26 protein-coding genes and 1 tRNA gene are annotated in these 21,303 nt (G+C 64.7%); 12 read left to right on the top strand and 15 right to left on the bottom strand.

Going from position 1 to position 21,303, the window contains the following annotated elements; translation table 11 throughout:
* Positions 1–2 precede the first annotated feature (2 nt).
* Together secG and gpmI are read right to left on the bottom strand one after the other, a co-directional pair.
* Positions 3–233: a preprotein translocase subunit SecG gene (secG, locus tag KBY75_RS02945; RefSeq protein WP_254937435.1), complete on the bottom strand. Its 231-nt coding sequence runs from the start codon at positions 231–233 to the stop codon at positions 3–5.
* A 23-nt stretch (positions 234–256) separates the two neighbouring features.
* Positions 257–1,840: a 2,3-bisphosphoglycerate-independent phosphoglycerate mutase gene (gene gpmI / locus KBY75_RS02940; protein ID WP_255022896.1), complete on the bottom strand. Its 1,584-nt coding sequence runs from the start codon at positions 1,838–1,840 to the stop codon at positions 257–259.
* A gap of 216 nt (positions 1,841–2,056) precedes the next feature.
* Here gpmI and pyrR point away from each other — a divergent pair, with 216 nt between their 5' ends.
* Positions 2,057–2,593 (top strand): bifunctional pyr operon transcriptional regulator/uracil phosphoribosyltransferase PyrR, encoded by a 537-nt coding sequence (gene pyrR, locus KBY75_RS02935; protein WP_254937436.1) that lies wholly within the window; start codon positions 2,057–2,059, stop codon positions 2,591–2,593.
* Between the two features lie 18 nt (positions 2,594–2,611).
* On the opposite strand, the gene KBY75_RS02930 is transcribed toward pyrR, so the two are convergent.
* From KBY75_RS02930 to KBY75_RS02920, 3 genes are all read right to left on the bottom strand, one after another.
* Complete coding sequence (locus KBY75_RS02930; protein WP_254937437.1) at positions 2,612–2,830, bottom strand: ferredoxin-thioredoxin reductase variable chain; 219 nt, start codon at positions 2,828–2,830, stop codon at positions 2,612–2,614.
* Positions 2,831–2,873: 43 nt separating this feature from the next.
* Entirely contained in the window at positions 2,874–3,716 is an 843-nt protein-coding gene (locus KBY75_RS02925) for a hypothetical protein (RefSeq protein WP_255022895.1), read from the bottom strand.
* A gap of 106 nt (positions 3,717–3,822) precedes the next feature.
* A complete protein-coding gene (locus KBY75_RS02920) occupies positions 3,823–5,382 on the bottom strand; it encodes an Hsp70 family protein (protein ID WP_255022894.1) in 1,560 nt (519 codons plus the stop codon).
* Between the two features lie 62 nt (positions 5,383–5,444).
* On the opposite strand from KBY75_RS02920, the gene KBY75_RS02915 reads away from it, so the two are divergent.
* The 3 genes from KBY75_RS02915 (at position 5,445) to KBY75_RS02905 (ending at position 6,663) form a co-directional block, all read left to right on the top strand.
* A complete protein-coding gene (locus KBY75_RS02915; protein WP_106502311.1) occupies positions 5,445–5,675 on the top strand; it encodes a DNA-directed RNA polymerase subunit omega in 231 nt (76 codons plus the stop codon).
* 8 nt (positions 5,676–5,683) lie between these two features.
* A complete protein-coding gene (locus KBY75_RS02910) occupies positions 5,684–6,064 on the top strand; it encodes a DUF1818 family protein (protein WP_255022893.1) in 381 nt (126 codons plus the stop codon).
* A gap of 338 nt (positions 6,065–6,402) precedes the next feature.
* The gene (locus KBY75_RS02905; RefSeq protein WP_255022892.1) at positions 6,403–6,663 is read left to right on the top strand and encodes a DUF2811 domain-containing protein; all 261 of its coding nucleotides are present in this window, start codon (positions 6,403–6,405) and stop codon (positions 6,661–6,663) included.
* Here the strand turns inward: KBY75_RS02905 and KBY75_RS02900 are convergent.
* The 6 genes from KBY75_RS02900 to KBY75_RS02875 all read right to left on the bottom strand — a co-directional run bounded on the left by KBY75_RS02900 (position 6,650) and on the right by KBY75_RS02875 (position 10,728).
* Positions 6,650–7,417: a hypothetical protein gene (locus KBY75_RS02900; protein ID WP_255022891.1), complete on the bottom strand. Its 768-nt coding sequence runs from the start codon at positions 7,415–7,417 to the stop codon at positions 6,650–6,652. The two genes, KBY75_RS02905 and KBY75_RS02900, sit on opposite strands and share 14 nt — an antisense overlap.
* Positions 7,414–7,872, bottom strand: coding sequence for an EVE domain-containing protein (locus KBY75_RS02895; protein WP_255022890.1), 459 nt, complete (start codon positions 7,870–7,872; stop codon positions 7,414–7,416). The genes KBY75_RS02900 and KBY75_RS02895 overlap by 4 nt, the downstream gene beginning before the upstream one ends.
* A 55-nt stretch (positions 7,873–7,927) precedes the next feature.
* On the bottom strand, positions 7,928–9,343 hold the full coding sequence (gene murD / locus KBY75_RS02890) for a UDP-N-acetylmuramoyl-L-alanine--D-glutamate ligase (protein WP_255022889.1): 1,416 nt from the start codon (positions 9,341–9,343) through the stop codon (positions 7,928–7,930).
* A gap of 34 nt (positions 9,344–9,377) precedes the next feature.
* Positions 9,378–9,449 (bottom strand) — tRNA-Val (locus KBY75_RS02885).
* A 45-nt stretch (positions 9,450–9,494) separates the two neighbouring features.
* Positions 9,495–10,244 carry a photosystem II S4 domain protein gene (locus tag KBY75_RS02880; RefSeq protein WP_255022888.1) on the bottom strand — a complete coding sequence of 250 codons (750 nt, stop codon included), beginning with the start codon at positions 10,242–10,244 and terminating at the stop codon, positions 9,495–9,497.
* Positions 10,237–10,728: a hypothetical protein gene (locus tag KBY75_RS02875; protein ID WP_255022887.1), complete on the bottom strand. Its 492-nt coding sequence runs from the start codon at positions 10,726–10,728 to the stop codon at positions 10,237–10,239. The genes KBY75_RS02880 and KBY75_RS02875 overlap by 8 nt, the downstream gene beginning before the upstream one ends.
* A gap of 95 nt (positions 10,729–10,823) precedes the next feature.
* On the opposite strand from KBY75_RS02875, the gene serA reads away from it, so the two are divergent.
* The 4 genes from serA (at position 10,824) to KBY75_RS02855 (ending at position 14,326) form a co-directional block, all read left to right on the top strand.
* Positions 10,824–12,410, top strand: coding sequence for a phosphoglycerate dehydrogenase (serA, locus tag KBY75_RS02870; RefSeq protein WP_106502302.1), 1,587 nt, complete (start codon positions 10,824–10,826; stop codon positions 12,408–12,410).
* On the top strand, positions 12,410–13,330 hold the full coding sequence (prmA, locus tag KBY75_RS02865; protein WP_255022886.1) for a 50S ribosomal protein L11 methyltransferase: 921 nt from the start codon (positions 12,410–12,412) through the stop codon (positions 13,328–13,330). Before serA ends, prmA begins: the two co-directional genes overlap by 1 nt.
* A gap of 141 nt (positions 13,331–13,471) precedes the next feature.
* Entirely contained in the window at positions 13,472–13,771 is a 300-nt protein-coding gene (locus KBY75_RS02860; RefSeq protein WP_106502300.1) for a ferredoxin, read from the top strand.
* Positions 13,772–13,885: 114 nt separating this feature from the next.
* Positions 13,886–14,326, top strand: coding sequence for a hypothetical protein (locus KBY75_RS02855; RefSeq protein WP_255023016.1), 441 nt, complete (start codon positions 13,886–13,888; stop codon positions 14,324–14,326).
* 20 nt (positions 14,327–14,346) lie between these two features.
* Here KBY75_RS02855 and psbV read toward each other — a convergent pair whose 3' ends face one another.
* Positions 14,347–14,868 (bottom strand): photosystem II cytochrome c-550, encoded by a 522-nt coding sequence (gene psbV / locus KBY75_RS02850; protein WP_106502299.1) that lies wholly within the window; start codon positions 14,866–14,868, stop codon positions 14,347–14,349.
* Between the two features lie 98 nt (positions 14,869–14,966).
* Positions 14,967–15,926 (bottom strand): ribonuclease Z, encoded by a 960-nt coding sequence (gene rnz / locus KBY75_RS02845; RefSeq protein WP_254959892.1) that lies wholly within the window; start codon positions 15,924–15,926, stop codon positions 14,967–14,969.
* 20 nt (positions 15,927–15,946) lie between these two features.
* Between rnz and KBY75_RS02840 the strand changes: the two genes are divergently transcribed.
* Together KBY75_RS02840 and KBY75_RS02835 are read left to right on the top strand one after the other, a co-directional pair.
* Positions 15,947–17,287: a SpoIID/LytB domain-containing protein gene (locus KBY75_RS02840; RefSeq protein WP_255022885.1), complete on the top strand. Its 1,341-nt coding sequence runs from the start codon at positions 15,947–15,949 to the stop codon at positions 17,285–17,287.
* 2 nt (positions 17,288–17,289) lie between these two features.
* A complete protein-coding gene (locus KBY75_RS02835) occupies positions 17,290–18,042 on the top strand; it encodes a glucosamine-6-phosphate deaminase (protein WP_396097863.1) in 753 nt (250 codons plus the stop codon).
* Here the strand turns inward: KBY75_RS02835 and KBY75_RS02830 are convergent.
* Positions 18,039–18,824, bottom strand: a complete 786-nt coding sequence (locus KBY75_RS02830) for a YebC/PmpR family DNA-binding transcriptional regulator (protein WP_255022884.1) — start codon at positions 18,822–18,824, stop codon at positions 18,039–18,041. The two genes, KBY75_RS02835 and KBY75_RS02830, sit on opposite strands and share 4 nt — an antisense overlap.
* 28 nt (positions 18,825–18,852) lie before the next feature.
* The gene (gene truB / locus KBY75_RS02825) at positions 18,853–19,740 is read right to left on the bottom strand and encodes a tRNA pseudouridine(55) synthase TruB (RefSeq protein WP_255022883.1); all 888 of its coding nucleotides are present in this window, start codon (positions 19,738–19,740) and stop codon (positions 18,853–18,855) included.
* Between the two features lie 42 nt (positions 19,741–19,782).
* Between truB and KBY75_RS02820 the strand changes: the two genes are divergently transcribed.
* A complete protein-coding gene (locus KBY75_RS02820) occupies positions 19,783–20,511 on the top strand; it encodes a queuosine precursor transporter (protein ID WP_254937458.1) in 729 nt (242 codons plus the stop codon).
* Positions 20,512–20,542: 31 nt separating this feature from the next.
* Positions 20,543–21,295 (top strand): bifunctional 2-polyprenyl-6-hydroxyphenol methylase/3-demethylubiquinol 3-O-methyltransferase UbiG, encoded by a 753-nt coding sequence (locus tag KBY75_RS02815; RefSeq protein WP_255022882.1) that lies wholly within the window; start codon positions 20,543–20,545, stop codon positions 21,293–21,295.
* The last annotated feature ends 8 nt before the right edge of the window (positions 21,296–21,303 follow it).

Below are 21,303 nucleotides of genomic sequence, written 5' to 3'. Positions count from 1 at the left end.
ACCTAACCGAGCCAGCCGGCACTGAGCACAACGGCCAGGCCAAGAAAAATTGCCAGCAATGTCCAGCTGATGCGGTTGAGGGTGGCTTCGGCGCTACGGGCACTGGTGAACATCGATCCGCCGCTAGCGGCCAGCCCACCCATGCCATCGCCCTTGGGGCTATGGAGCAGCACGCTGATGATCAGCAGAACGCCACTGCCAATCCACACCCATGACAAAACTGAAGTGATCATGGGCCTCTTTGGATAGGAGTAGGTTAAACGCCCAGGGTCTGGGGGATGGGACTGGCTTCGGCTGCTGTGCCAGTTGCCAGGATCAGTGATTCACCGCTCATGGTTGCGGGCTTGGGCAGATTCAAGATTTCCAGCAGGGTCGGGGCGATGTCGGCTAAGCCGCCATGGTCACGCAGCAACACGTTGGTGCCGTGGCCGGGCAGCTTGCGTTTCTCGCCCTCCACCAAAATCACCGGCACGGGATTTGTGGTGTGTGCCGTCCAGGGGCGACCATCTGGGCCCTCCATAACTTCGGCATTGCCGTGGTCTGCGGTGATCAGCAGGGTGCCCCCCATGCGGTTGGTGGCCTCCATCAGCTTTCCAACGCAGGTGTCGACAGTGGTGATTGCTTCAGTGGTGGCAGCCATTTTGCCGGTGTGCCCCACCATGTCCGGATTGGCGTAATTGATTACCACCAACGAGTAAATGCCCTTTTTGATTGCTGCAATACAGCTTTCAGTGAGCTCGCCGGCGGACATTGCCGGGGAGAGGTCGTAGGTGGCCACCCGCGGCGAGGGGACTAGGTGGCGATCTTCACCAGGGAAGGCCTGCTCAATACCCCCATTCATGAAGTAGGTGACGTGAGGATATTTTTCGGTTTCAGCTGTGCGGAACTGGCGCAGCCCCGAGTTCGACACCACTTGGCCCAGTAAGCCATCGAGAGATTCGGGCGGGAAAGCCACCGCTACGGGCAGGCCCTTTTCATATTGGGTGAAGGTGACCACATCCAGGGGGTCTTGGCGCTGCCGGGCGAAGTCGTCAAATTCCGGCAAAACCAGGGCGCGGATCAACTGGCGCACCCGGTCGGGCCGGAAGTTGAAACACACCAGAGCGTCTCCGCTCTTGATCAATCCCTCCGCCAATCGCAATGGTTCGAGGAATTCGTCGCCGATCTCTTGGGCGTAGGAGGCGTGGATGGCGTTGACCGGGCTGAGCTCGGATATCTCGCTTGGTTCGGTTAAGAGTCGGTAGGCCTTTTCGGTGCGGTCCCAGCGGTTATCGCGATCCATGGCCCAGTAGCGGCCGCAGAGGGTGGCGATACGGCCGACGCCGGCGCGACTGATCTGCTCTTGAACCTGGGTGACGAATCGGGGAGCACTGCTCGGGTCCGTGTCCCGGCCATCGGTGATCACATGGATGCAGACATCCTTGAGACCGCGGCTCGCGGCCCATTGCAACAAGCCCCCTAAGTGGGTGATGTGACTGTGAACGCCCCCATCGGAGCAAAGGCCGATCAGGTGCAGGCAGCCGCCCTTGAGAAGTAGGCCGTCGGCTAAAGCATTGAGCGCAGGGTTGGCGGCCAGGCTGCCGTCCTTGACGGCTTGGCTGATCCGCACCAGCTCCTGGCGAATGATTCGACCGGAGCCGATCGTGAGATGGCCCACCTCAGAATTGCCCATCTGATGATCTGGCAGCCCGACAGCGGCGCCGCTGGCCTCAATCAGGGTGTGGGGATAGGCGTGCCAGAGGGCATCCATCACCGGGGTGCTGGCAGCACGAATGGCGTTGTGATCGGCTTCGTGGCTATAGCCCCAGCCATCCAATATGGCGAGTACAACCGGGGCCACGGAGGATGAAGCCCGAGAGGCCGATGCTGGACCTGGCGCCAGGGTGGATTGCTGCTGGGAGGGAATAGTCGTCACCCGTCTCGCCTAGCGACGTTGAACCAACGCCTTCCAAATTCCAACTTACAATGCAAATGTGCTGCGTTCCCAGCTGCTTCCCTCGGAGTCAGCCTTTGGTCACACAGCCAACATGCTCTAGCGGACTTGCCAGATTCCCTAATGCATCGGCTCGAACTGCTCTCGGCCTTGGATTTGGGCCGCACCCTTGACAGGCTTGCGTCCCAGGTATTGGAAGGCGTTGCCGACAGCCGCTCCTTGGTGCTCCTCGGCATACCCACCCGTGGAGTGGCGCTAGCTGAGGTGTTGGCCTCACGTTTGGCAATTTTAGCCGGCCATCCGATCGACCAGGGCAGTGTCGATCCCACCTTTCATCGAGATGACCTGGAGCGAGTCGGCACCCGTCTGGGCCAGCCCACCGATTTGCCCGTGGCGCTGGATGGGCGCCAGGTGGTGTTAGTGGATGACGTGATCTTTACGGGGCGCACTGTGCGGGCGGCCCTAGAAGCCTTGCAAGCCTGGGGGCGGCCCAAGCGGGTCAGCTTGCTGGCCATGGTGGATCGCGGTCACCGGGAGCTGCCGATCCAGCCCGATTTCTGTGGGCGTGTGGTGCCCACCAGTCGCCAAGAATCAATCCAGCTCTGCCTGCAGCAGATCGATGGCGAGGAGGGTGTGTTCCTGCTGCGGCCGGAGCTCTAGCGAGAGCTAAGCAAGCGATCAGGCGGGAGTCAGCTCATCGGAGCGGAAATGAGCTCTAAATTTGCCGAAGGCAACCACCACCGGCAAGGTTGGGCTGATCACCCGGCCCTTCCACTCGTTGAGCACGGTGACCACCTCACCCTGTTGCCCTTTGAGATCGAAGGCGACCCCGCGGTGCTGGGGGTGGTGGTAGACGACCACGCTTTGGGAGACCTGAACCTGATCACCTGGCTGCATGGCTCCAGAGCTTCATCGCGGGGCCAATCTTGTCACGCGCCAATCACCGCTTGCTGGATCGGCGCTGACAGGCCGTCTCTGGCCCGGCCTCAACCACCTGTCCACCTAAGGCCCGACAGGCCTCCTGGAATGCGGACCACTCGTCCATACCCTGGGAGATCCGTTGGCGCACTTGGGCATCGAGTTGGGCGGAGGGCACGGTGTGGGGCAGCTGGCCATGGGCGTCGTGTTCGCGCTCCTGCACTGACAAGCCCGCGATGCCCTTCTGCACCTTGGCTTGTATGGCGCGGCTCTGGGTTTTCCACCAGGGATGGTCGATGCGGGTGAGGGCCTCGAGGGCCTCCCACCAGCGCTTTTGCTCTGTGAGGCCCTTGGCCCGCTCCAGCTGCAGCCGGTTGCGAGTCCAGTTTTCGCTGAGTTTGTCGCCCAGGCTGTCGCCGTTGGCCCGGTGGTCATCGCCCATCACAGCCAGGATCTTTAGGGCTCCAGGTAGGTCGCCCTCCTGGAAGCGGGTCATGGCGCGCTGCTGCAGGTTTTGCTGCCACACCAGCAGCCGTTCGCGGTCTGCTTCGCTGCCGGCAAGGGAGTTCACCAGTTGCAATTGCAACTGCAGAGCCTCGCCCCAGCGCTCCTGCTGCCAGAGCTGGGCCGCTTTGCGACGCCGGCAGCTGCCCTGTTCGGCAGGGGCCTGACCCCCCAGCCAGCGCAGGGCTTCGAGCTGCTCGCTGTAGCGCAGGCAGGCTTCTAAGTCACCGCTCTTTGCCGCCTGCTCCAACCGTTGCGGCAGCTGCTGCTCCCACCAGTAGGTCGCTCCAATGCCGCAGGCCACAAGACCCAGGGTGAGACCCAGCCAGAAACGGGGCAGCCTGTGGCGGCGTAGGGCCAAGGCAAATACAGAAATATGAAACTCAGTTTTATGGACGCTGCGGCCGAGATGCCGTCAGCTGAGGGCAGCGCTTGCGGCGTCCACTTGAATTTGCCGCCATTAATCCTCAGCGCACCGGGCCCAGTAGTTGGGCGCCACTGCGGCGACCGCTGCGTAGGTCCGTGACCTCCAGCACCAGCTGGCCTTGATCGTTGACGGAAAATGACAATCGCAGACAGTCCTCGCCAGGCTGACCGGGCACGTCGAGGGCAAGATCTGGGGGTTGCTCGCTCCAGGGCATCACGCGGGCTTGCCCCGCTGCTCGCGGCCGCAGCACCGGTAGCCCGGCCTCAAACACCACCTCGCTGCGCCTTTCGTTGTCTGGTTCCCCCAGCACGAGCTCCAGGCTTTTCTGGTTGGGGCTGCTGCAGGCCAGCACGATTTCCAGCGGCCGCTCACTCGGCCAGGTTTGCCCCGCCACAAACAGCGGTTGCCAGTGATGGCGGCTGGAGCGCTGATCCCAGCAGCGCAGGCAAATTCCGTGGCGCAAAACATCGCGTACCCGCACCCCCGGTGTGAGAGCCAGGGCCCCCAGGGCTACGGCCTCCACCGGCCGGCTTCCCTGCAGGGGAATGCCGCCGCAGCGCTCCTGCAGCCATTGGCGGATCAGGGGCATGCGGCTGCTGCCACCAACCGGCAGCAGGGCGGTGATCTGGTTTAGGGCCAGGCCATCGCGGCGGGCTCCCGCCAACACGACCTCCAAAAGGTCATCGAGTTGGGCCAGCAAGCCCCTCTCCACCAACAAGGCGTCTAAGCGGCTGCGGCTCAGCCGCAGAGGTTGGGGAGGCAGGCCCGTTGGACTCCAGAACACCAGGGCCTCTTCTGCGTTGCTGAGCTGGCATTTGAGCGATTCAGCTGCCTCCAGCAGGGCCCCATCAAGGGGGGCTCCGGGACAAAGGTGGGCTGCGATCCAGCGATCTATATCCCGGCCTCCCAGGGCTACCCCTGCCTTGCCGATCACCCGGGCACAGCGCAGGGCCTGGCGACTTGAACTCAGATCCCGGCCGGCGAAGCGCAGCAGCTGGGCCATGGGCGCCGGGCGACCTTCGCCACCCTCTAGGGCCACCAGGGACAGGTCGATGGTGCCGCCTCCCAGGTCCACCACCAGCACCGTGCTGCCAGCAGGCAATCCCGCACCGATGGCTGCGGCGGTGGGCTCGTCCACCAGGGCCAGCTCAGGAACCTCTAGCTCGCGGCAAACCTCTTGCAGCCATTGGCGGTAGCGGGGGTAGCTGTCTATCGGAGCGGTCAGCACCAGCCGCTCGGGCGCCAGCCCTGGCGGCAGGGCGGCCCAGAGCTGCCTCAGCAGCAAGGCTCCGGCCTGTTCTGGCCCCAGGGGCAAGGCAGGGGTTGGTTGGGGCGCCGGGGGGGGGAGCGCGCCAATTTGTCGTTTGAAGTCCCGATGCAACTGCGGGCCATCGCTGTGGGCCAGGCCCGCCTCCAATACCTGCCGACCGATCAGGGGCCGTGACATGGCTGGATCGCTGAGCCACAGCAGGGTTGGTACCGCAACCGGCTCGCTGGTGCTGTAAGGCGGCAGGGCCAGCAGCTTGGCCGCGGTGTCTGGCCCCTGATAGGCCACCACCGTGGTGCTGCTGCCTAGATCAATCGCCAGCGTGCCCCGCATTACACCCTTCTAAACGGGGAATTGCCGCTGTTGACCTAGGTTGAGGTGAAACAGGGGTGCCCATGCAGAGCGGTATTGACGTCAACCACAAGGAATTGGCCCAGCGGGCCGAGAGTCTGATCCGCCACACCAGCAACCGATACCTCACCACGGTGAAGATTGCTTTTCGGGCTAAGCAGCGTCGTTTTGATGATTTTGATGGTCTGCTCGACGATTCGATGATTAAACCCGTGCAGCGGGCCATCATCGAAATGAGTGATGAGCAGGACCAGCCCGATCTGCTGCCCGGCTGATTCGGCCGATGCTTGTTCAAGAAGGTGAGGGGTGGAGGTGGCTGGAGGATTCAGCCCGCCATCCCTTTTCTTTTTTGATTGGCGGTCAGGGCTGGGCCTTTGAGCTCACTGCGGAGGAAGCCGATGGGCTGGGGCGGGCTTTGGTGCAGCTGGTGCAAGAGCACCATGATCTGGCAAGTCAGTTGATGCCGGAAGAGTCGATCAGCATTGAACTCGAACGCGGCCCTGTGTGGATTGGCTTGGAAGGCGACCGCAACGCCTGGTCGCTGCGGTTTGTACTCACGCCTGGGGCTGAATGCCGTGCCGTTGAGGGCAGCTGGCTACCCGGGCCCAGCGCGGCTTTGGTGGCAGCCCTGGCTCTGTGGGCAAGCCCGCACGGTTGCAGCTGAGACCCAGCGGCAGTTGAAGCTGATCAGCACTGCTGATCATTGCCGTATTCCCGCGCAGCCCCCAGATCAGTCTTGGTTTTGCTCAGTTTTTCCCCAGGTCAGTTGTTCAGATGGGGCTTGCCCGCTAGGGCCTGGGGAGAAGCTCGCCGCCAGGCCCTTTCCCCTTGACAACGCCGGTTTGAGCCCCACCGCTTGGCCCAAAGGCGAGGGGGCCATGGCAAATGCTCTGGCAGAGCTGGGTTCTTAACCTGGGAGTCTGGCCAGGGCTGCTTCGCCAGCCCATTTGACGGGCCCGGCTTGGTGTGGAGAACTGGTGCCACACAAGACCTTTATCTCCCATGGATCTGCAGACTCCCGTCCGAGCCCAAGCTCCCGTGGAGGGGAAAGGCTTGACGGTGAGTTTTCGCGCCGAGGTGCCTGAGGCCTTACTGGCCGCGATGCGTGGCTTTATCGAGCAGCACCCCAATTGGGATCAATATCGGTTGTTTCAAGCGGCCCTAGCTGGTTTCCTGGTGCAAAACGGCCTTGGCGACCGCGAAGTCACCCGCTGCTACCTGGCCAATCTCTTTCCCGCCCAGGCGAGCTTCAAACAGAAGTGAGCTGACCCCGGTCCTCCTGGCCAAAGAGTTGCTCGTAGGCGGCCGTGAGGGTGCAGGCCGCCACTGGCAACGCCACCACCAGGCCGATGAGCAGCACCAGGAAGCCAGCCAGCACCATGGCTAGCAGCACCAGGGTTAGGCCAAGGGCCTGGAGCCAGTGGGGATCGGTGGCGGTCCGACCGCTGCGAAAGGCTGCCAGGGGGTTAAGTCCACCGATAAGGGCCAGCGGCAGGCAGAGAATTTGATCGGCGCTCAAATAAACAATGGCAGCCAAACCCGCCACCAGCGGTAGGGGGGCTAACAGCGGTTGAATCATCGTGAGCAGCCAGGAGCTCGCCTGGGCCAGGCGCACTATTAGGGCCAGCAAAACCAGGACCAGCACCACGGTTCCAAAGCAGCGCAACATCGCTCTGCCATCGACCCGGATCAGTGCTGCCAGCCTGGGTCGCCCCTGATTGAGGGCTAGTTGGCCCCCCCGCATCAACCCCACCACCAGCCAAAGCCCGGTAAGGGCATAGATGATCCAGGCAGCCGCCGCCAGGGCGATGGCGACGGGGTCGGGCTTGCCCAGTAGCGACAGCACCAGGCTGCTCTCGTAGCGATAAAGCAGCTGGGCCGCCAAATTGGCGCCGCCGCTTAGCAGGGTGAACCCCATCAGCACCCAGGGGCAGTGGCTGAAGGCCGCCCAGCCCCGCTCGACGGCGCTGCGGATGGCCAGGGGGGGCTTGGGGCTGATCGTGGCCAGTTGGCTCATGGCGACTCAAGCAGCTCCAGCAGGCGCTCGGCACTGCTGGGCTCAACCGGCAGGATCGAAAGTCGGTTGCCCCGCTTCACCACCCCCAGCTGCTCGGGGCTGAAGTTTTCCCGCAAGGCATCCAGGCTGAGCAGCTGCTGGAAGTGGCGTAAGTAGCGCAGCCGGCAACAGTCCCAGCGGGGCTTTTGCAGGCTTGCGGCGGGATCGAAATATTTGGAGTTGGGATCAAATTGGCTGGGGTCGACAATCTCGGTTTCAACCACCTCCATCAAGCCCACAATGCCCGGTGGTTTGGTATTGGAGTGGTAGAAAAAAGCCCTATCGCCAATTTGCATGCTCCGCATAAAATTGCGGGCCTGGTAGTTGCGAATGCCGTCCCATAGGGTGCTGCCCTCCCGCTGCAGATGGTCAATCCCGTAGACATCGGGCTCGCTTTTCATCAACCAATAGGCCATGGCCCGTTGCGGTCGCCTGGTGCGCGAATGTTAGGAGCTAGCTAGCTGAACGCCCTTACAGCGACTTGACCAGCTGGCGGAAGTGATCACCACGGGCCTCAAAATCGCTGTATTGGTCAAAGCTGGCGCAGGCTGGGGAAAGCAGCACCGCTAGGCAGCGATGGCTGCGGGCTAATTGGTTGGCCAGGGGTACGGCTTCAGCCAGGTTGTCGCAGCAGTGCACAACTCCGCTAAAGCCTGCTTGGCTAAGTAGTTGATGAAACTCTGCCTGGGCAGCTCCGTAGAGCACCACCGCTGCGGCTTTCTGTTGCAAGGCTGCCAGCCAGCTATGGGGATTGCCCTGCTTCGATTCACCACCGGCGAGCACTACTAGCGGACCGTCCAGGGCGTGCAGCGCCACCTCGGCGGCGTCGTAGTTGGTGGCCTTGCTGTCGTTGTAGAAGCTGATGCCTTGCTGCTCGCGGATGAGCTCAAGCCGGTGGGGCACGCCGGTAAAGGAGCGGAAGGCTTGCTCCATCTGGGCGCCGCTCAAGCCGGCTTCGAGCCCGGCCGCAGCGGCCAGCAGCATGTTTTGGCGGTTGTGGGCGCCGGGCATGGCTAGGCAATCCGCAGCCATTAAAAGTTTGCCGGGGCCGGTCTCGCCGGGCTGGGGGGCTTGCCATACCTGGCCAGCTTCGATCCAGAGACTGGGCTGGATCGTGGGGGGGAGGTCCTCCCGGCTGCCGGCGGTGACCCAGATGGCCCGCTGCAAGCCGGCGGCATGGGCGCGTAGGTCGGCGTCATCGGCGTTGAGTATGGGCGCCGTGGAACGCTCTAACAGGCTGCGCTTGATGGCCCGGTAGGCCTCAATGGTGCCGTGGCGCTCGAGATGGTCGGGGGTCAAGGTGGTCCAAATTCCTACCCGTGGTGCCACTTGAGGGGCCGATTCGATCTGATAGCTGCTGAGCTCCATCACCAGCCAGTTGGGTTGGGGATCGCCGCGCTCCAGTCGCTCCAGCACCAGCTCGGCCCCAGAGAAGCCAACGTTGCCGCCCATGGGGGCATCGAGCCCAGCGTGCTGAAGCAGGTGGCTCACCAGGTGGGTAACGGTGGTTTTGCCATTGGTGCCGGTGATGCCGATCCAGGGCACGTCGCCACTGGCTTGGAAAGCCAGCTCCATTTCGCCTTTGGTGCTTACTCCTGAGTTGCGCAGCTCCACCAGGGTGGGATGGTCCCAGCGGATGCCTGGACTCACCACCACGGCTGCTGGAGTAGGGCCAAGGGCGGCAAAGGCGTCGCCGTGGAGGGGCACGCCTAGCAGCACATCAATGCCTGCCTGGCGCAACTCGCTCGCTTTGGTTTCAAGTGCTGGGCTGGATTGGCTCTCAATCACCAGCACCGCATGGCCGAGATGGTTAAGCAGCCGAGCAGCACCAATCCCTGAACGAGCAAGTCCAACAACAACGGTCAATTCCCTTGTTGCATCTGCCATCTCGAAACTTAGGGCTAATACTGAACTTTAAAAATGGGCGATACTGGATTCGAACCAGTGACTCCTACCGTGTCAAGGTAGTGCTCTACCTCTGAGCTAATCGCCCCAGAAGCTTTGCCAGGTTACAGGTAGGCCTGATTCAGGTAATCACTCAGCAGCGCACCAGCTCGATTCGCCAGCGCTCCCGCTTGGTTGCTGTGACCGTCTCAAGCTGCAGTTCGCCCCGGCCCTCCAGCTGCACCCGGTCTCCCACCGTCAGCGGCCGGCTGGGACTGCTGACTGGCTGCCAGTTGAGTCTCACTCTGCCTTGGCGGATCAGCTCGGCCATGCGGTTGCGAGATAAGCCGAATCCGGCAGAGGCCACCGCATCGAGGCGCAGGGAGGCTTCCACGGTTTGAAAGCGGCGGGGCAGGCGCGGCGCCGGAAGTTGCAACTCATGCAGGGGGCGGGCTTCCAGGGCCACCTCCACCGTGCGCACCACAGCGGTGCGGCCATCAAGGGCAGCAGCTTGAGCAGCCGTGAGAATTGCCTGGGCACCCCGGTCGCCTCGCAGCCAGAGATCGCCCAGCTCTCCCTCCGCAGCGCCGAGGGCTAGCAGGCCCGAGCGGAAGTCTTGTCGCTCAGCCGGGTCAAATAGGAAATTGCCGCCCAGCTCGAGGCCCATCAGGTCGGCGGCTACTTCATCGGCATCAATTGCTGCGTCGTAGCGCTGCAAAAGCAGACGCTGGCGTTCAGCTCCTGGGTAGCCCCCCCGGCTGGCCATCTCCAGCTCGGCCAGCCCTGCCAGGTGCTCTTGGGCCTGCTCAAGCAACGCCCCATCAAGAAAGGGGGTCCATACCGGCTCCCAGGTCCGCAGGGCCAGGTCTGCGGCAGCGATCACGGCTTCAAGGTCCCTAGCCATCGCCCAGTCGCACCACCGCCAGGGGTTTGGCCTGCTGCAGGGAGGTCCAAGGCATATCGATGCCGTTAGCGGTTTCGGCCAGCAGCAGCCAGTTGCCTTCTTCCACTCGGTTGCGCAGGCTGCGGATTCGGTCGTCCTCTTCGGAGCGCACGCTGGCAGCGGCAGCAAAACTGCCCATCCAGCCCGAACCCATGCCGAGCAGGGCGCCGATCAGGTGCTGGCTCCAGGCACCCGCAAAGGCGAAGGTGTCCAGATCGGTGATGTAGGTGAAGGTGAGGCCAGCCAAAAAGCCAAAGGGAATTAGCCAGCGCGCCATGCCCTGCTGGCGGGCCCGCCTTGCCACCGCAGGGTTTAGTCGGGCCACATCGGCCATGGCCTGCTCTCCCTCGCCGATGGCCTCCAACTGCAGCAGCGGCGGCTGTAGCTCGGCCAGTCGATCCCGAAGCTGATGCAACCTTTTGCGGTCGTTCAGAACTACCACCACACTTGTGCCCACGCTGCGCCCTACTCAGTGTTGTTGGGGCGATTCTCGCCGCTCACTACACTGCACGGCCGGCTCTCCGCTTCGCACCGCCGGGCATGACAAAGGTTCTCGTTTCGGATCCCATCGACCAGGCGGGGATTGACATCCTGTCTCAGGTGGCTCAAGTGGATGTGCGCACTGGCCTGCCCCCCGAGGAGCTCAAGGCGATCATCGGCGACTACGACGCCCTGATGATTCGCTCGGGCACCACGGTGACTGCTGAAATCATCGAAGCGGCCGACAAGCTGCGGATCATTGGCCGAGCCGGCGTCGGTGTCGACAACGTCGATGTGCCGGCGGCCACCAAGCGCGGTGTGCTGGTGGTGAACTCGCCGGAGGGCAACACCATCGCCGCCGCTGAGCAGGCCTTAGCCCTGATGCTGGCCCTGTCGCGCCACGTGCCCCATGCCCATGCCAGCACCATGGCCGGCGGCTGGGATCGCAAGAAATATGTAGGCAACGAGCTCTACAAGAAAAAGCTGGGCGTGGTGGGTCTCGGCAAGATCGGCTCCCACGTGGCTCGAGTGGCCAAGGCGATGGGCATGGACGTGATGGCCTACGACCCCTACGTGTCTGCCGAGCGGGCCCAGCAAATGCAGGTCCGACTGCTGCCCCTGCCCGCCCTATTTGCCGAAGCTGACTTCGTCAGCCTGCACCTGCCCCGCACCCCAGACACCGAGAACCTGGTGAACGCGGAGCTGCTCAAGACAATGAAATCGACGGCGCGGATCGTTAACTGCGCCCGCGGCGGCATCATTGACGAAGCGGCCCTCGCTGAGGCAGTTGAGAACGGCACCATCGGCGGTGCTGCCCTTGATGTGTACGCCAAAGAGCCTCTAGAGGCGGGTTCGCCCTTGCGGCAGGTGAAGGAGCGCCTAATCCTCACGCCCCATTTGGGTGCCTCCACCGAAGAGGCCCAGGAAAACGTTGCGATCGATGTCGCAGAGCAGATCCGCGACGTACTGCTGGGCTTGCCTGCCCGCAGCGCCGTGAATATCCCTGGCCTCAATGCCGAGGTGATGGAGCAGCTCAAGCCCCACCTGCAATTGGCCGAAACCCTGGGTCAGCTGCTGAGCCAGCTGGCTGGTGGCCCGATCAGTGAGCTCGAGGTGAGACTCCAGGGCGACTTCGCCGCCCACCCGGCCCAGCCCCTGGTGGTGGCGGCCCTCAAGGGTCTGCTTTCCACCGCCCTGGGCGACAGCATCAACTACGTGAACGCCAGCTTGGAGGCCAAGGAGCGAGGCATCCACGTGCTTGAAGTCAAGGATGACGCCAGTCGCGATTTCGCCGGTGGTTCGCTGCAGCTCAGCTGCCGCAATTCCCAGGCCAGCCACAGCGTTACCGGAGCGGTGTTCGCCGAAGGCGAGCTGCGCATCACCACCATCGATGAATTTCCGGTGAACGTGGCTCCAAGCCGCCACATGCTGTTCACTCGCCACCGGGACATGCCCGGGATCATCGGCCAGTTGGGCTCCCTGTTGGGCGAGCACAACGTCAACATTGCCTCGATGCAGGTGGGCCGCCGCATCGTGCGTGGTGACGCCGTGATGGTGCTCAGCCTCGATGACCCCATCCCCCCCAGCCTGCTGGTCTCGGTGCACGCCATCAACGGCATTCAGGAAGCCCACCCGGTAACCCTTTGATGGCTGCTGCTCCGGGCTGGTGGCGACTGGAGCTGGCCTCCCTGCCGGAGCTGGAGGAATCCCTGCTCTGGAAGCTCGCTGACCTGGGCATACCTCGGGTTGCGGTTCAGCACCGCCCCGAAACCCCCAGCCAGCGTCAGCTGATTGCCTGGTTGCCGGCGATCGATTGGCCTGAGCCGGAGCGGCAGCAGCTGGCTCTGGCTCTGGCGCCACTGGCCGAGCCCTTCGGCTTGGCCCTGCCCCCGCTGCTGTGGAGTCAGCAGGCCGATGAAGACTGGAGCCTCAGCTGGAAGCAGCACTGGCAGGCCGATCCTGTGGGCAAGGGGCTGCTGATCCTGCCTGCGTGGCTGCCCTGTCCGCCCGAGCATGCCGAGCGGAAGCTAATTGCCATGGATCCGGGCAGTGCCTTCGGCACCGGCAGCCATCCCACCACCAGGCTGTGCCTGGAGGCCTTGGAGCTGCTGGCCGCCATGACGCCAGAGGGGCTGGCTGGCCTGCGGGTGGCCGACCTCGGCTGCGGTAGCGGCGTGCTGGGCCTGGCTGCCCTGCGGCTGGGCGCGGCCTCGGTAGCGGCTGTCGATACCGATTCGCTGGCAGTGCGAGCCACTGCCGACAATGCCGCCCTCAACGGACTCACGCCTCAAGTACGGGTGCAACTGGGCTCGGTTGAGGCCCTGGCTGAGCTGCTTGAGGGCCAGCCGGCCGATCTTTTGCTCTGCAACATCCTTGCTCCGGTGATTCAGGCCCTTTGTCCAGCCTTCAGCACCGTGCTGGCCGCCAACGGCGTGGGTCTGCTGAGTGGCCTGCTCGTTGACCAGGCTCCGGCGTTGCAACTGGCCCTGCGGGACGAGGGCTGGCAGGCCGAACTCACGGCTGAACAAAGCCAATGGGGCCTGATGACGATCCGGCGTGTCGCATAAGGCACGCTGATCTGTGCCTTCAATTTGATTGGCCTTCCAGCGTTCTGGCCGCCAAATCGACAGTTAGGGCGTCCGGCGGATGTATGAAGGGCGAGTCCTACAGGCCCGGCTTCCGGGTGCCTGTGAGCCCCAATCTTTTTCATGGCTTCCTACAAGGTCACCCTCATCAGCGAGAGCGAAGGCCTCAACAAGACCATCGAGGTTCCTGATGACCAGTACATCCTCGACGCTGCTGAAGAACAGGGCGTTGATCTGCCCTACTCCTGCCGCGCCGGCGCTTGCTCCACCTGCGCAGGCAAGCTGACTTCCGGCACCGTCGATCAAAGCGACCAGAGCTTCCTCGACGACGACCAGATCGAAGCTGGTTTTGTGCTCACCTGCGTGGCCTACCCCACCAGCGACTGCACCATCAAGACCCACGCTGAAGAAGAGCTCTATTGAGCCCCAGATCAGCCTGCGCAGGCTCGGCAAATCCCCGACCTGCGCTTGAGCAATCTGAACTTCTCTGCCACCCTTAGGGGTGGCTTTTTGCTGTCATTCCCGAGCCGCAGTTCTGTGTCAGCCCAGGCACCCCCCTCCCGGGGCAACGTCGCAGCCCTGCTGGAGCCAGGGAGCGAGCACACCAGCCCCGGCGGCCACTACAGCTATCGGGTGCTGGGCCCCTGCTGTCGCCTGTTTGATCGCGAGGAGTTGCCCTGGCCTTGCTGTCGGCTGGCCTGGCGTAGCAAGGAGCCAAGCTGGCGGCGCATCGGCCGGCGCTTTGTGCCAGATCTGGCCTCCCGCCGCTGCCCGTCCTATGCCGTTGAGCTGCTGCAGCCCGGCGCCCGCCCCACCCGCACGGTGATCACCCTGTTCCCGATGCGGCTGGGCTCTCAGTTGCAGGAGTGGTGGTACAGCAAGCAGCCCACCTCCCTAGACCTGGCCAACTGCAAGCCACCGCCTTTTACGGCCAATAAAAAAGCCGGTGCTATTGCACCGGCTGAACGGGGGGATTGAGGCTAAAAGTTGATCTGAGCCTAGAAGTAGATCTTGCCGCCGCCCCACTGGATGCCCTGAACCTTGGGGGCCACCAGGATGTAGCCAGCCATCAGGCGCAGGTCGTCGTCGTCGAGGTCGCGCATTTTCACGAAGATGTCGCTGCTGCGCATGCTGGGGTGCACGTCAGCAATGCTGTATTCCCCGTCGTAGGAGGTGGGGTCCTTCATGTAGTCCACTAGGGCCTCAACGCTGTCCCGCGATGGCGTCGCCAAGGCCAGAGTCTCAGGGTCGAGGCCCACGTTCTGATTGGTTTTGGTGATGCCACCGGCGTGGCACTCGCCGCAGCTGCTGTTGAACACCTTGCGACCGGCCTTGATCTCCTGCTCGCTGAAGGTCACCAGGGTGCCGTCTGGCGTGGCGGGCACGGTGAGCTGCTCTGTGGTCCAGGCGGCTGCCAGAGCCGGGCTGCCGAAGCCCATGAACAGCAGGAGGGCCAGCATGGTTCGAGCAAGAACGCGAACCGCCTTGCGGAGGGCAGCCGAGGGGAAGGAGGAGGCCATTGGAAAAAGCCGGCGGGTAGGCGGTAAAGACCGCATCGGAGACCTTGTATCACGGGAAAAGGGCCCTCCGCAGCCGATTAACGCGAACTGTTGCAGGGCTAGGCCGTGGCTGGTTCGGATGGGGTGATGTCGATGCTGAGGAAATCCTTGGCCACCAGGGTGTTGGCAAAGATGGATTGGGCTTCCGCTACCAAGTCGTCGGGGGTCATCGGATTGCCTGGCATGTAGCGAGGGCTCAGGTGGGTGAGCACCAGTTGCTTGACGCCGGCCTCCAGGGCGGTTTGGGCCGCCATCGTGCTGGTGGAGTGCTGGCGCTGGTAGGCAAGCTCCGCTTCGGCGTGGGAAAAGGTGGATTCGTGGATCAGTAGGTCAGCACCGCGGGCCAGCTCCACCGCCGCTTCGCAGAACACGGTGTCGGTGCAATACACAACGCTGACCCCCGGGCGATCGGGGCCGCAAAGGCTGGCGCCATTGATGATCCGGCCGTCTTCGAGGCTGATGTCGCGCCCAGCCTTGAGTTCGGCGTAGATCGGCCCTGGCGGGATGCCGAGGGCCTTGGCTCGCTCCACGTCGAAGCGGCCAGCCCGCGGCTTCTGATCGACCCGGTAGGCGTAGGCAGGCACCCGGTGGGTCAGCGGCGTGCAGCGCACCGTGAGGTCGTCGTCATCGAGGAGCAGGGCACCGCTCTCGGCAGCGGATCGCACCCGGTGGGTGCGAAGGGGGTAGCTGATCCGGGTGGAGGAGGTGCGCAGCACCCCTTCGAGGTAGTCGCGCAGGGGATCGGGGCCGTAGAGGTCGATGCCCGTGCAGGTGCCCGCCAGGCCGAGGCTGGCCAGCAGGCCGGGCAGGCCAAATACATGGTCGCCGTGCATGTGGGTGACGAAAATCCGCCGCAGCTGGCTCACCCGCAGATCGCTGCGCAGAAACTGGTGCTGGGTGCCCTCGCCGCAGTCGAACAACCACAGCTCGCTGCGCTGGGGCAGACGCAGCGCCACGGCCGAGACATTGCGGCCCCGGGTGGGCACACCGGAGCTGGTGCCTAAAAAGGTGACCTGCACGGTCGTGCTGCCTCTGGCGCATGTTGCCACGCCGGGCACAATGGGCCCCCGAGTCGGGAGAAGCAGCCTCCGTGCCCGTATTGCGCTTTCCCCTGGTGTCTTTGCTGGCAAGCGCCCTGGTGCTGACCGGTGCTGCTCCGGGACAGCTGCGGGCCCAGCAGGCCAACCCGCCGGTGCGGGTGCTGTTGCTCGAAACGGTCAAGCTGACGCTGGCGGCGCCTCAGCAGCCCTTGGTGTTGCGGGCCGGTAGCCAGCGCTGGTCGCTGGCGCCGCTGGAGCCGGTGGTGTTGCAACTGGCTGCTGGCAGCCTTGTGCTGGAACGTGCCGGCGGCGTGGAGCGACTGCCTGCGGTTAGGGAGCTCTGGCTGGAGCCGGCAGCCCAGTCCGCTGGCCCCCCGCAGGATTTGCAGTTAAGCCCCCAGGAAGGCGCCGATTTTCAGCTACAGCAGCGGGGCTATCGCGGCCGACTGCAGGTGCTGGTGGGCAGCTCAGCCCTACAGGCCGTTAACCATGTGCCCCTCGAGGCCTACCTGCCCAGCGTGGTGGCCAGCGAGATGCCGGCTAGCTGGCCCCAGGCGGCCCTGCGCGCTCAGGCGGTGGCCGCCCGCACCTATGCCCTGCGTCAGCGCAAGCCAGCTGCCGCCTTTGACGTGAGCGCCACGGTTTCGAGCCAGGTTTACAAGGGCGTTGAGGCGGAAACCCCTTCAACCCGTCAGGCGGTGATTAGCACCCGCGGCCAGGTGTTGATGTTTGGTCCCAGCTTGGCCAATACGGTGTTTCACAGCAGCGCCGGTGGCAGCACCGAAAACAGCGGCGATCTCTGGAGCCAGCAGCTTCCCTACCTGGTGAGCGTGCCCGATTTTGATCAGCACAGCCCGGTGCACGCCTGGCAGTTGCGCCTGGAGCCCGAGCAGCTGCAGAAGGCGTTTGGCGAGATCGGCGGTGCCCAGCGCATCGATGTGCTCGCCACCACCGGCTCTGGTCGGGTGCGCCAGGCGCGGGTGACTGGCCCTGCCGGCACCCTGGTGCTAACCGGCGCCCAACTGCGCAGCCGCCTGGGGCTCAAGAGCACCCTGGTGCGCTTTGAGGTGCTGGCCCCAGAGCTGGCGGCCCTGCCCCCTTCCCTGCCGGCTTTGCCGCCGCTGATGCCGCTGGCTGCCGAGCCTGCCATCAGCCCGGATCAGGTGCCCGTACAACTACTGCCGCCGCCTGCGCTGCTGGCGATCGGCCGGGGCTTCGGCCATGGTGTGGGCATGAGCCAGTGGGGCGCCCACGGCCTGGCCAACCGGGGCCAGAGCTATGAGCAGATCCTGCATCACTACTACCGCGGAGCGGAGTTGCGCCCCTACATCAGCCCCTGAAGTTGGAGTTGCGCTGCCTCGCTGATGGGCCGGCCGTGGCGGCGGCGGTGGCGTCCCGCCTGCTGGAAGAGCGCCTGCGGCGGCCCCGGCTTCCGCTGGGACTTGCCACGGGCCGCACCATGGAGCCTGTCTACGCGGCCTTAGCCCAGCAGCTTGAGCAGCTCAGTGGGCCCCAACAGCAGGCGATCCGCCAGGGCTGGCTGAGCTTCAACCTCGATGAATATGTGGGCCTGGCGCTTCACGATCCGCGCTCCTTTGCCGCCTTCATGGCTGCCCGGCTGCAGCGCCCGCTGGGTTTGCAGCCGGAGCAGGTGCTGCTGCCCGATGGCCTGGCAAGCGATCCCCAGGCTGAGGCCAGGTGCTACGGGTCCGCCCTCGCGGTTGCCGGTGGCGTGGGGCTACAGCTGCTCGGTTTGGGCTTAAACGGCCACGTGGGCTTCAACGAGCCCCCCTGCGGGGCTAAGGCCCCCTGCCGCTGCCTGACCCTCAGCGCCGCCACCCGGACCCAGAACGCTGGCGCCTTCGGCGGCGATCCCAAGGCGGTGCCGGCCCAGGCGATCACGCTTGGATTGGCGGAGATCCTGGCTGCTGAGCGGATCCTGCTGGTGGTCACCGGGGCCAGTAAGGCAGCCATCTTGAAACGGGCGTTGCAGGAGCCCCCCTGCCCTGAGGTGCCAGCCAGCTGGCTGCAGCACCACCCCCGGCTGGAGGTGCTGGCGGATCGGGCGGCCCTAGGGACAATTAATCCCTGTTAGCCCGATAGGGCCTCGAGCAGCCCCTCGTCGGCCTCCAGGTTGCTGGTGACGCTGCGCCCATCTTCCAGGTCCTCGAGGGCATCAAGCATGCGCAGGCAGGCGCGCAGAGTTTCGGCGTCGCTCAGGGGGCAGGCGGTCTGGGGAATCCAGCGGTGTTCCCAGCCCACCACTACCCAGCCCTGGCGGCGCAGGCCGTCCTGCAGGGCCTCTAGGTCGGCGAAGGTGCCGAACACCTCCAGATCCCCTTGCTCGAGGGGGGTGTAGCCGAGGGCGGCGGGGCCGCCCTGCTCCTCCAGGGCCAGCAACCCTTCCAGCAGGACTTCTTCATCGATGGCTTGGCCATCCCCGGCGGCCAGCTGCACCACCGAGCGCTGCTCAAACAGGTAGCCCACACAGCCCGTTTCGCCCAGGTTGCCGCCATGTTTGCCGAAGGCCAGGCGCACCTCGGCGGCAGTGCGGTTGCGGTTGTCGGTGAAGGCCTCCACCAGCACCGCCACGCCGCCGGGGCCGTAGCCCTCGTAGCGCACGGCTTCAAAGGCTTCGCCGGAGCCGCTGCCCTGGCCCGAGCCCTTGGCGATGGCCCGCTCGATGTTGGCGTTGGGCATCCCGGCGGCTTTGGCCTTCTCGATGGCGGTGCGCAGCTGGAAGTTGCCGGCGGGGTCGGCCCCGCTTCGGGCCGCCACCATGATCTCCCTGCCAAGCCGGGTGAACACGGCGCCGCGTTTGGAATCCACCACGGCCTTGGTGCGTTTTATCTGGGCCCACTTGCTGTGGCCGGCCATCGGGGTGCGGGGGGAGAGGGGCGGGGGGCTAGCCGGTTGCGTTGAACACCAGCTTGGGCTGCAAGAGGCCGCCTTCACTGGTGCGAGCCATGCCGGCCAGGTTGCCATCCGGCCCCAGCACCGCCACCGGCTCTCCGGCCTCCAGCGACAGCCCATGGTCAAGGGCGCGGCCGCAGCGCCAGCCTTCAAGTTCTGCGTCGAGCAGCTGCCGTTGGGGTAGGTGCCCCAGGGCTGCCAGCGGATTGAGCAGGGCGGGCAATGGCGCCTGATCGAGGGCTTCCAATGGCACGGCCTGTTCGAGGCCAAAGCCCAGGGCCTCGCTGCGGCGCAGCTGCGCCAGGGCACCACCGCAGCCCAGCGCCTCGCCTAGGTCGCGGGCTAGGGAGCGGATGTAGGTGCCGGCTGAGCAGCGCACCAGCAGCTCAAGCCTTGCTGTGGCGCCATCCCAACCGAGCAGCTCCAGTCGCTGGATTGTGACCGCTCGGGGGGCCAGCTCGACCTGCTCGCCCTGGCGCACAAGGGCATAGGCCCGCTGCCCCTTCACGTGCACGGCTGAAACCTGGGGGGGCACCTGGTCGATCCTGCCCCGAAAGCTCGCCAGGGCTGCCTCCAGATCCGCTGCCTCCAAAGCGGGCACCGCAAAGCGGGCCAGCACCTCACCCTCCAGATCGTCGCTGACGGTGCGCAGCCCCAGTTGCACCACGCCCCGATAGGTCTTGTCGCCCTCCAAGTAGGGCAGTAGCCGGGTGGCGGGGCCTAGGGCGATTGGCAGCACCCCGGTGACGGCTGGATCCAGGGTGCCGCCATGGCCCACGCGCTTGAGCTTGTAGGCGCGCCGCACCCTGGCGACACAGGCGTGGGAGGTGAGCCCAGCCGCCTTGTCGAGCACCAGAAAGCCGCAGGGCTGGTCAGCCATGGATCGGAGCGTCACCCTTGCAGCGTCCCATGTTCAGCTCCAATGACCCTGCAGCAACGCCGCGACCTGGCGTTTCTGGTGCTGGCTGGGATCTTCCTGGGCACCATGGGCATGCTCAACATCCTTGGACTCACACGCTTTCTGCAGTTAGGCACGATTGGCTCCTGGCCGATCGTGGTGGCGGTGGGGGCCCTGCCCTATCCGATCACCTTTCTCTGCACCGACCTGATCAGTGAGCTGTGGGGTGAGCAGAAGGCCTCCCAGCTGGTGTGGGTGGGTCTGCTGCTAAACGGCTGGATTGTGCTGATCCTCTGGCTTGGCGGCATCCTGCCGGGGGTTGCCGGTGCGCCGGACGCCACCTTCTTCGAGGTCCGTCGTCTGGCATTCGGCGCTGTCGGGGCCTCGATGGTCGCCTACCTGGCGGCCCAGTTCACCGACGTGCGCCTATTCCATTTCTGGAAGCGCTTCAGCGGGGGCAAGGCCCTATGGCTGCGCAATAACGGCTCCACCCTGGTGAGCCAACTGGTCGATACCAGTGCCGTGGTGCTGATTAGTCACTACGCCAGCCATGTGCTGCCGGTGCGCCCCGGCGAGCCGGTGGTGCCCCAGTTGGCCTCCTTCATCGCCAGTGGCTACCTGTTCAAACTTGTGGCAGCCCTTGCTGACACCCTGCCCTTCTATGGCCTGGTGGCCTGGCTGCGGCGCTGGTTAGAGGTGCCGGGAGAAGGGGCTGAACTGGTGGAAGAGGCCCGTATCGGGGCTGGCTCCTAGGTTGACCCCCATCTAAAGGGCAAGGCAAGGCATGGGCGCGGTAGGGGAGCTGGAGTTGGGGGTGGAGCGCTTCTTGGCTGATGGCTTCGCCCTGCGCTCCCAGTTGGCCAGCTTCCTCGAGATTTCCCCCGAGGAGCTGGAGTGCCGCCTGCCCTGCAGCACCGACGACCTGGCCGCCCTACATCCCGGTGCCTTTGATCCAGATCAGGCGGGTCGCTTTTATGAAGACACTGTTGGCACCGGCCATCTGCTGGAGTTGGCGGCCTGGCACCTAGGCAGCGCCGACTACATCGCCGACACCCTGCGGCTGCAGCAGCGCTTTGCCCGCGGCCAGGTGCTCGACTTCGGCGGCGGCATCGGCAGCCATGCCCTGGCGGCCGCGGCTCTCCCCGAGGTGGAGCGGGTGTGGTTTGTGGATCTCAACCCCCACAATCGGGCCTTTGTGCAGGCTCGCGCTGCCGAGCTCGGCCTGGGCGCCAAGTTGAGCTGCTATCGGGATATGGCTGATCCGGCCCTACCCGGGCGCTTCGACACGATCGTTTGCCTGGATGTGCTGGAGCATCTGAGCGATCCTGCCGCCCAGCTGGCCCTGTTTGCAGAGCGCCTCTCCCCAGCCGGCATCGCCCTACTCAACTGGTATTTCTTCAAGGGATTTCAGGGCGAGTACCCCTTTCACTTCGATGCCCCAGAGCTGGTGGAGGCGTTTTTCCGCACCCTGCAGAGCCGCTTTCTCGAGGTGTTTCACCCCTACCTGATCACCACCCGGGCCTATCGATTGGCCTGAAGGGCAGG

The organism is Cyanobium sp. T1G-Tous (assembly GCF_024345455.1).
Taxonomy (GTDB): Bacteria; Cyanobacteriota; Cyanobacteriia; order PCC-6307; family Cyanobiaceae; genus Cyanobium_A.
This window is presented reverse-complemented; position numbering and strand designations above follow the sequence as displayed.

What these genes read in the sequence shown, in the direction of transcription:
- KBY75_RS02900 (WP_255022891.1), bottom strand. Translation starts at nt 7,417, where the DNA reads ATGAGCCAACTGGCCACGATCAGCCCCAAGCCCCCCCTGGCCATCCGC.
- KBY75_RS02930 (WP_254937437.1), bottom strand. Translation starts at nt 2,830, where the DNA reads ATGCAGCCAGGTGATCAGGTTCAGGTCTCCCAAAGCGTGGTCGTCTAC.
- secG (WP_254937435.1), bottom strand. Translation starts at nt 233, where the DNA reads ATGATCACTTCAGTTTTGTCATGGGTGTGGATTGGCAGTGGCGTTCTG.
- KBY75_RS02840 (WP_255022885.1), top strand. Translation starts at nt 15,947, where the DNA reads ATGTTGCCACGCCGGGCACAATGGGCCCCCGAGTCGGGAGAAGCAGCC.
- KBY75_RS02880 (WP_255022888.1), bottom strand. Translation starts at nt 10,244, where the DNA reads ATGGCTAGGGACCTTGAAGCCGTGATCGCTGCCGCAGACCTGGCCCTG.
- KBY75_RS02860 (WP_106502300.1), top strand. Translation starts at nt 13,472, where the DNA reads ATGGCTTCCTACAAGGTCACCCTCATCAGCGAGAGCGAAGGCCTCAAC.
- KBY75_RS02915 (WP_106502311.1), top strand. Translation starts at nt 5,445, where the DNA reads ATGCAGAGCGGTATTGACGTCAACCACAAGGAATTGGCCCAGCGGGCC.
- KBY75_RS02820 (WP_254937458.1), top strand. Translation starts at nt 19,783, where the DNA reads ATGACCCTGCAGCAACGCCGCGACCTGGCGTTTCTGGTGCTGGCTGGG.
- KBY75_RS02895 (WP_255022890.1), bottom strand. Translation starts at nt 7,872, where the DNA reads ATGGCCTATTGGTTGATGAAAAGCGAGCCCGATGTCTACGGGATTGAC.
- serA (WP_106502302.1), top strand. Translation starts at nt 10,824, where the DNA reads ATGACAAAGGTTCTCGTTTCGGATCCCATCGACCAGGCGGGGATTGAC.
- KBY75_RS02815 (WP_255022882.1), top strand. Translation starts at nt 20,543, where the DNA reads ATGGGCGCGGTAGGGGAGCTGGAGTTGGGGGTGGAGCGCTTCTTGGCT.
- KBY75_RS02910 (WP_255022893.1), top strand. Translation starts at nt 5,684, where the DNA reads ATGCTTGTTCAAGAAGGTGAGGGGTGGAGGTGGCTGGAGGATTCAGCC.
- pyrR (WP_254937436.1), top strand. Translation starts at nt 2,057, where the DNA reads ATGCATCGGCTCGAACTGCTCTCGGCCTTGGATTTGGGCCGCACCCTT.
- KBY75_RS02920 (WP_255022894.1), bottom strand. Translation starts at nt 5,382, where the DNA reads ATGCGGGGCACGCTGGCGATTGATCTAGGCAGCAGCACCACGGTGGTG.
- prmA (WP_255022886.1), top strand. Translation starts at nt 12,410, where the DNA reads ATGGCTGCTGCTCCGGGCTGGTGGCGACTGGAGCTGGCCTCCCTGCCG.
- truB (WP_255022883.1), bottom strand. Translation starts at nt 19,740, where the DNA reads ATGGCTGACCAGCCCTGCGGCTTTCTGGTGCTCGACAAGGCGGCTGGG.
- psbV (WP_106502299.1), bottom strand. Translation starts at nt 14,868, where the DNA reads ATGGCCTCCTCCTTCCCCTCGGCTGCCCTCCGCAAGGCGGTTCGCGTT.
- KBY75_RS02905 (WP_255022892.1), top strand. Translation starts at nt 6,403, where the DNA reads ATGGATCTGCAGACTCCCGTCCGAGCCCAAGCTCCCGTGGAGGGGAAA.
- KBY75_RS02830 (WP_255022884.1), bottom strand. Translation starts at nt 18,824, where the DNA reads ATGGCCGGCCACAGCAAGTGGGCCCAGATAAAACGCACCAAGGCCGTG.
- murD (WP_255022889.1), bottom strand. Translation starts at nt 9,343, where the DNA reads ATGGCAGATGCAACAAGGGAATTGACCGTTGTTGTTGGACTTGCTCGT.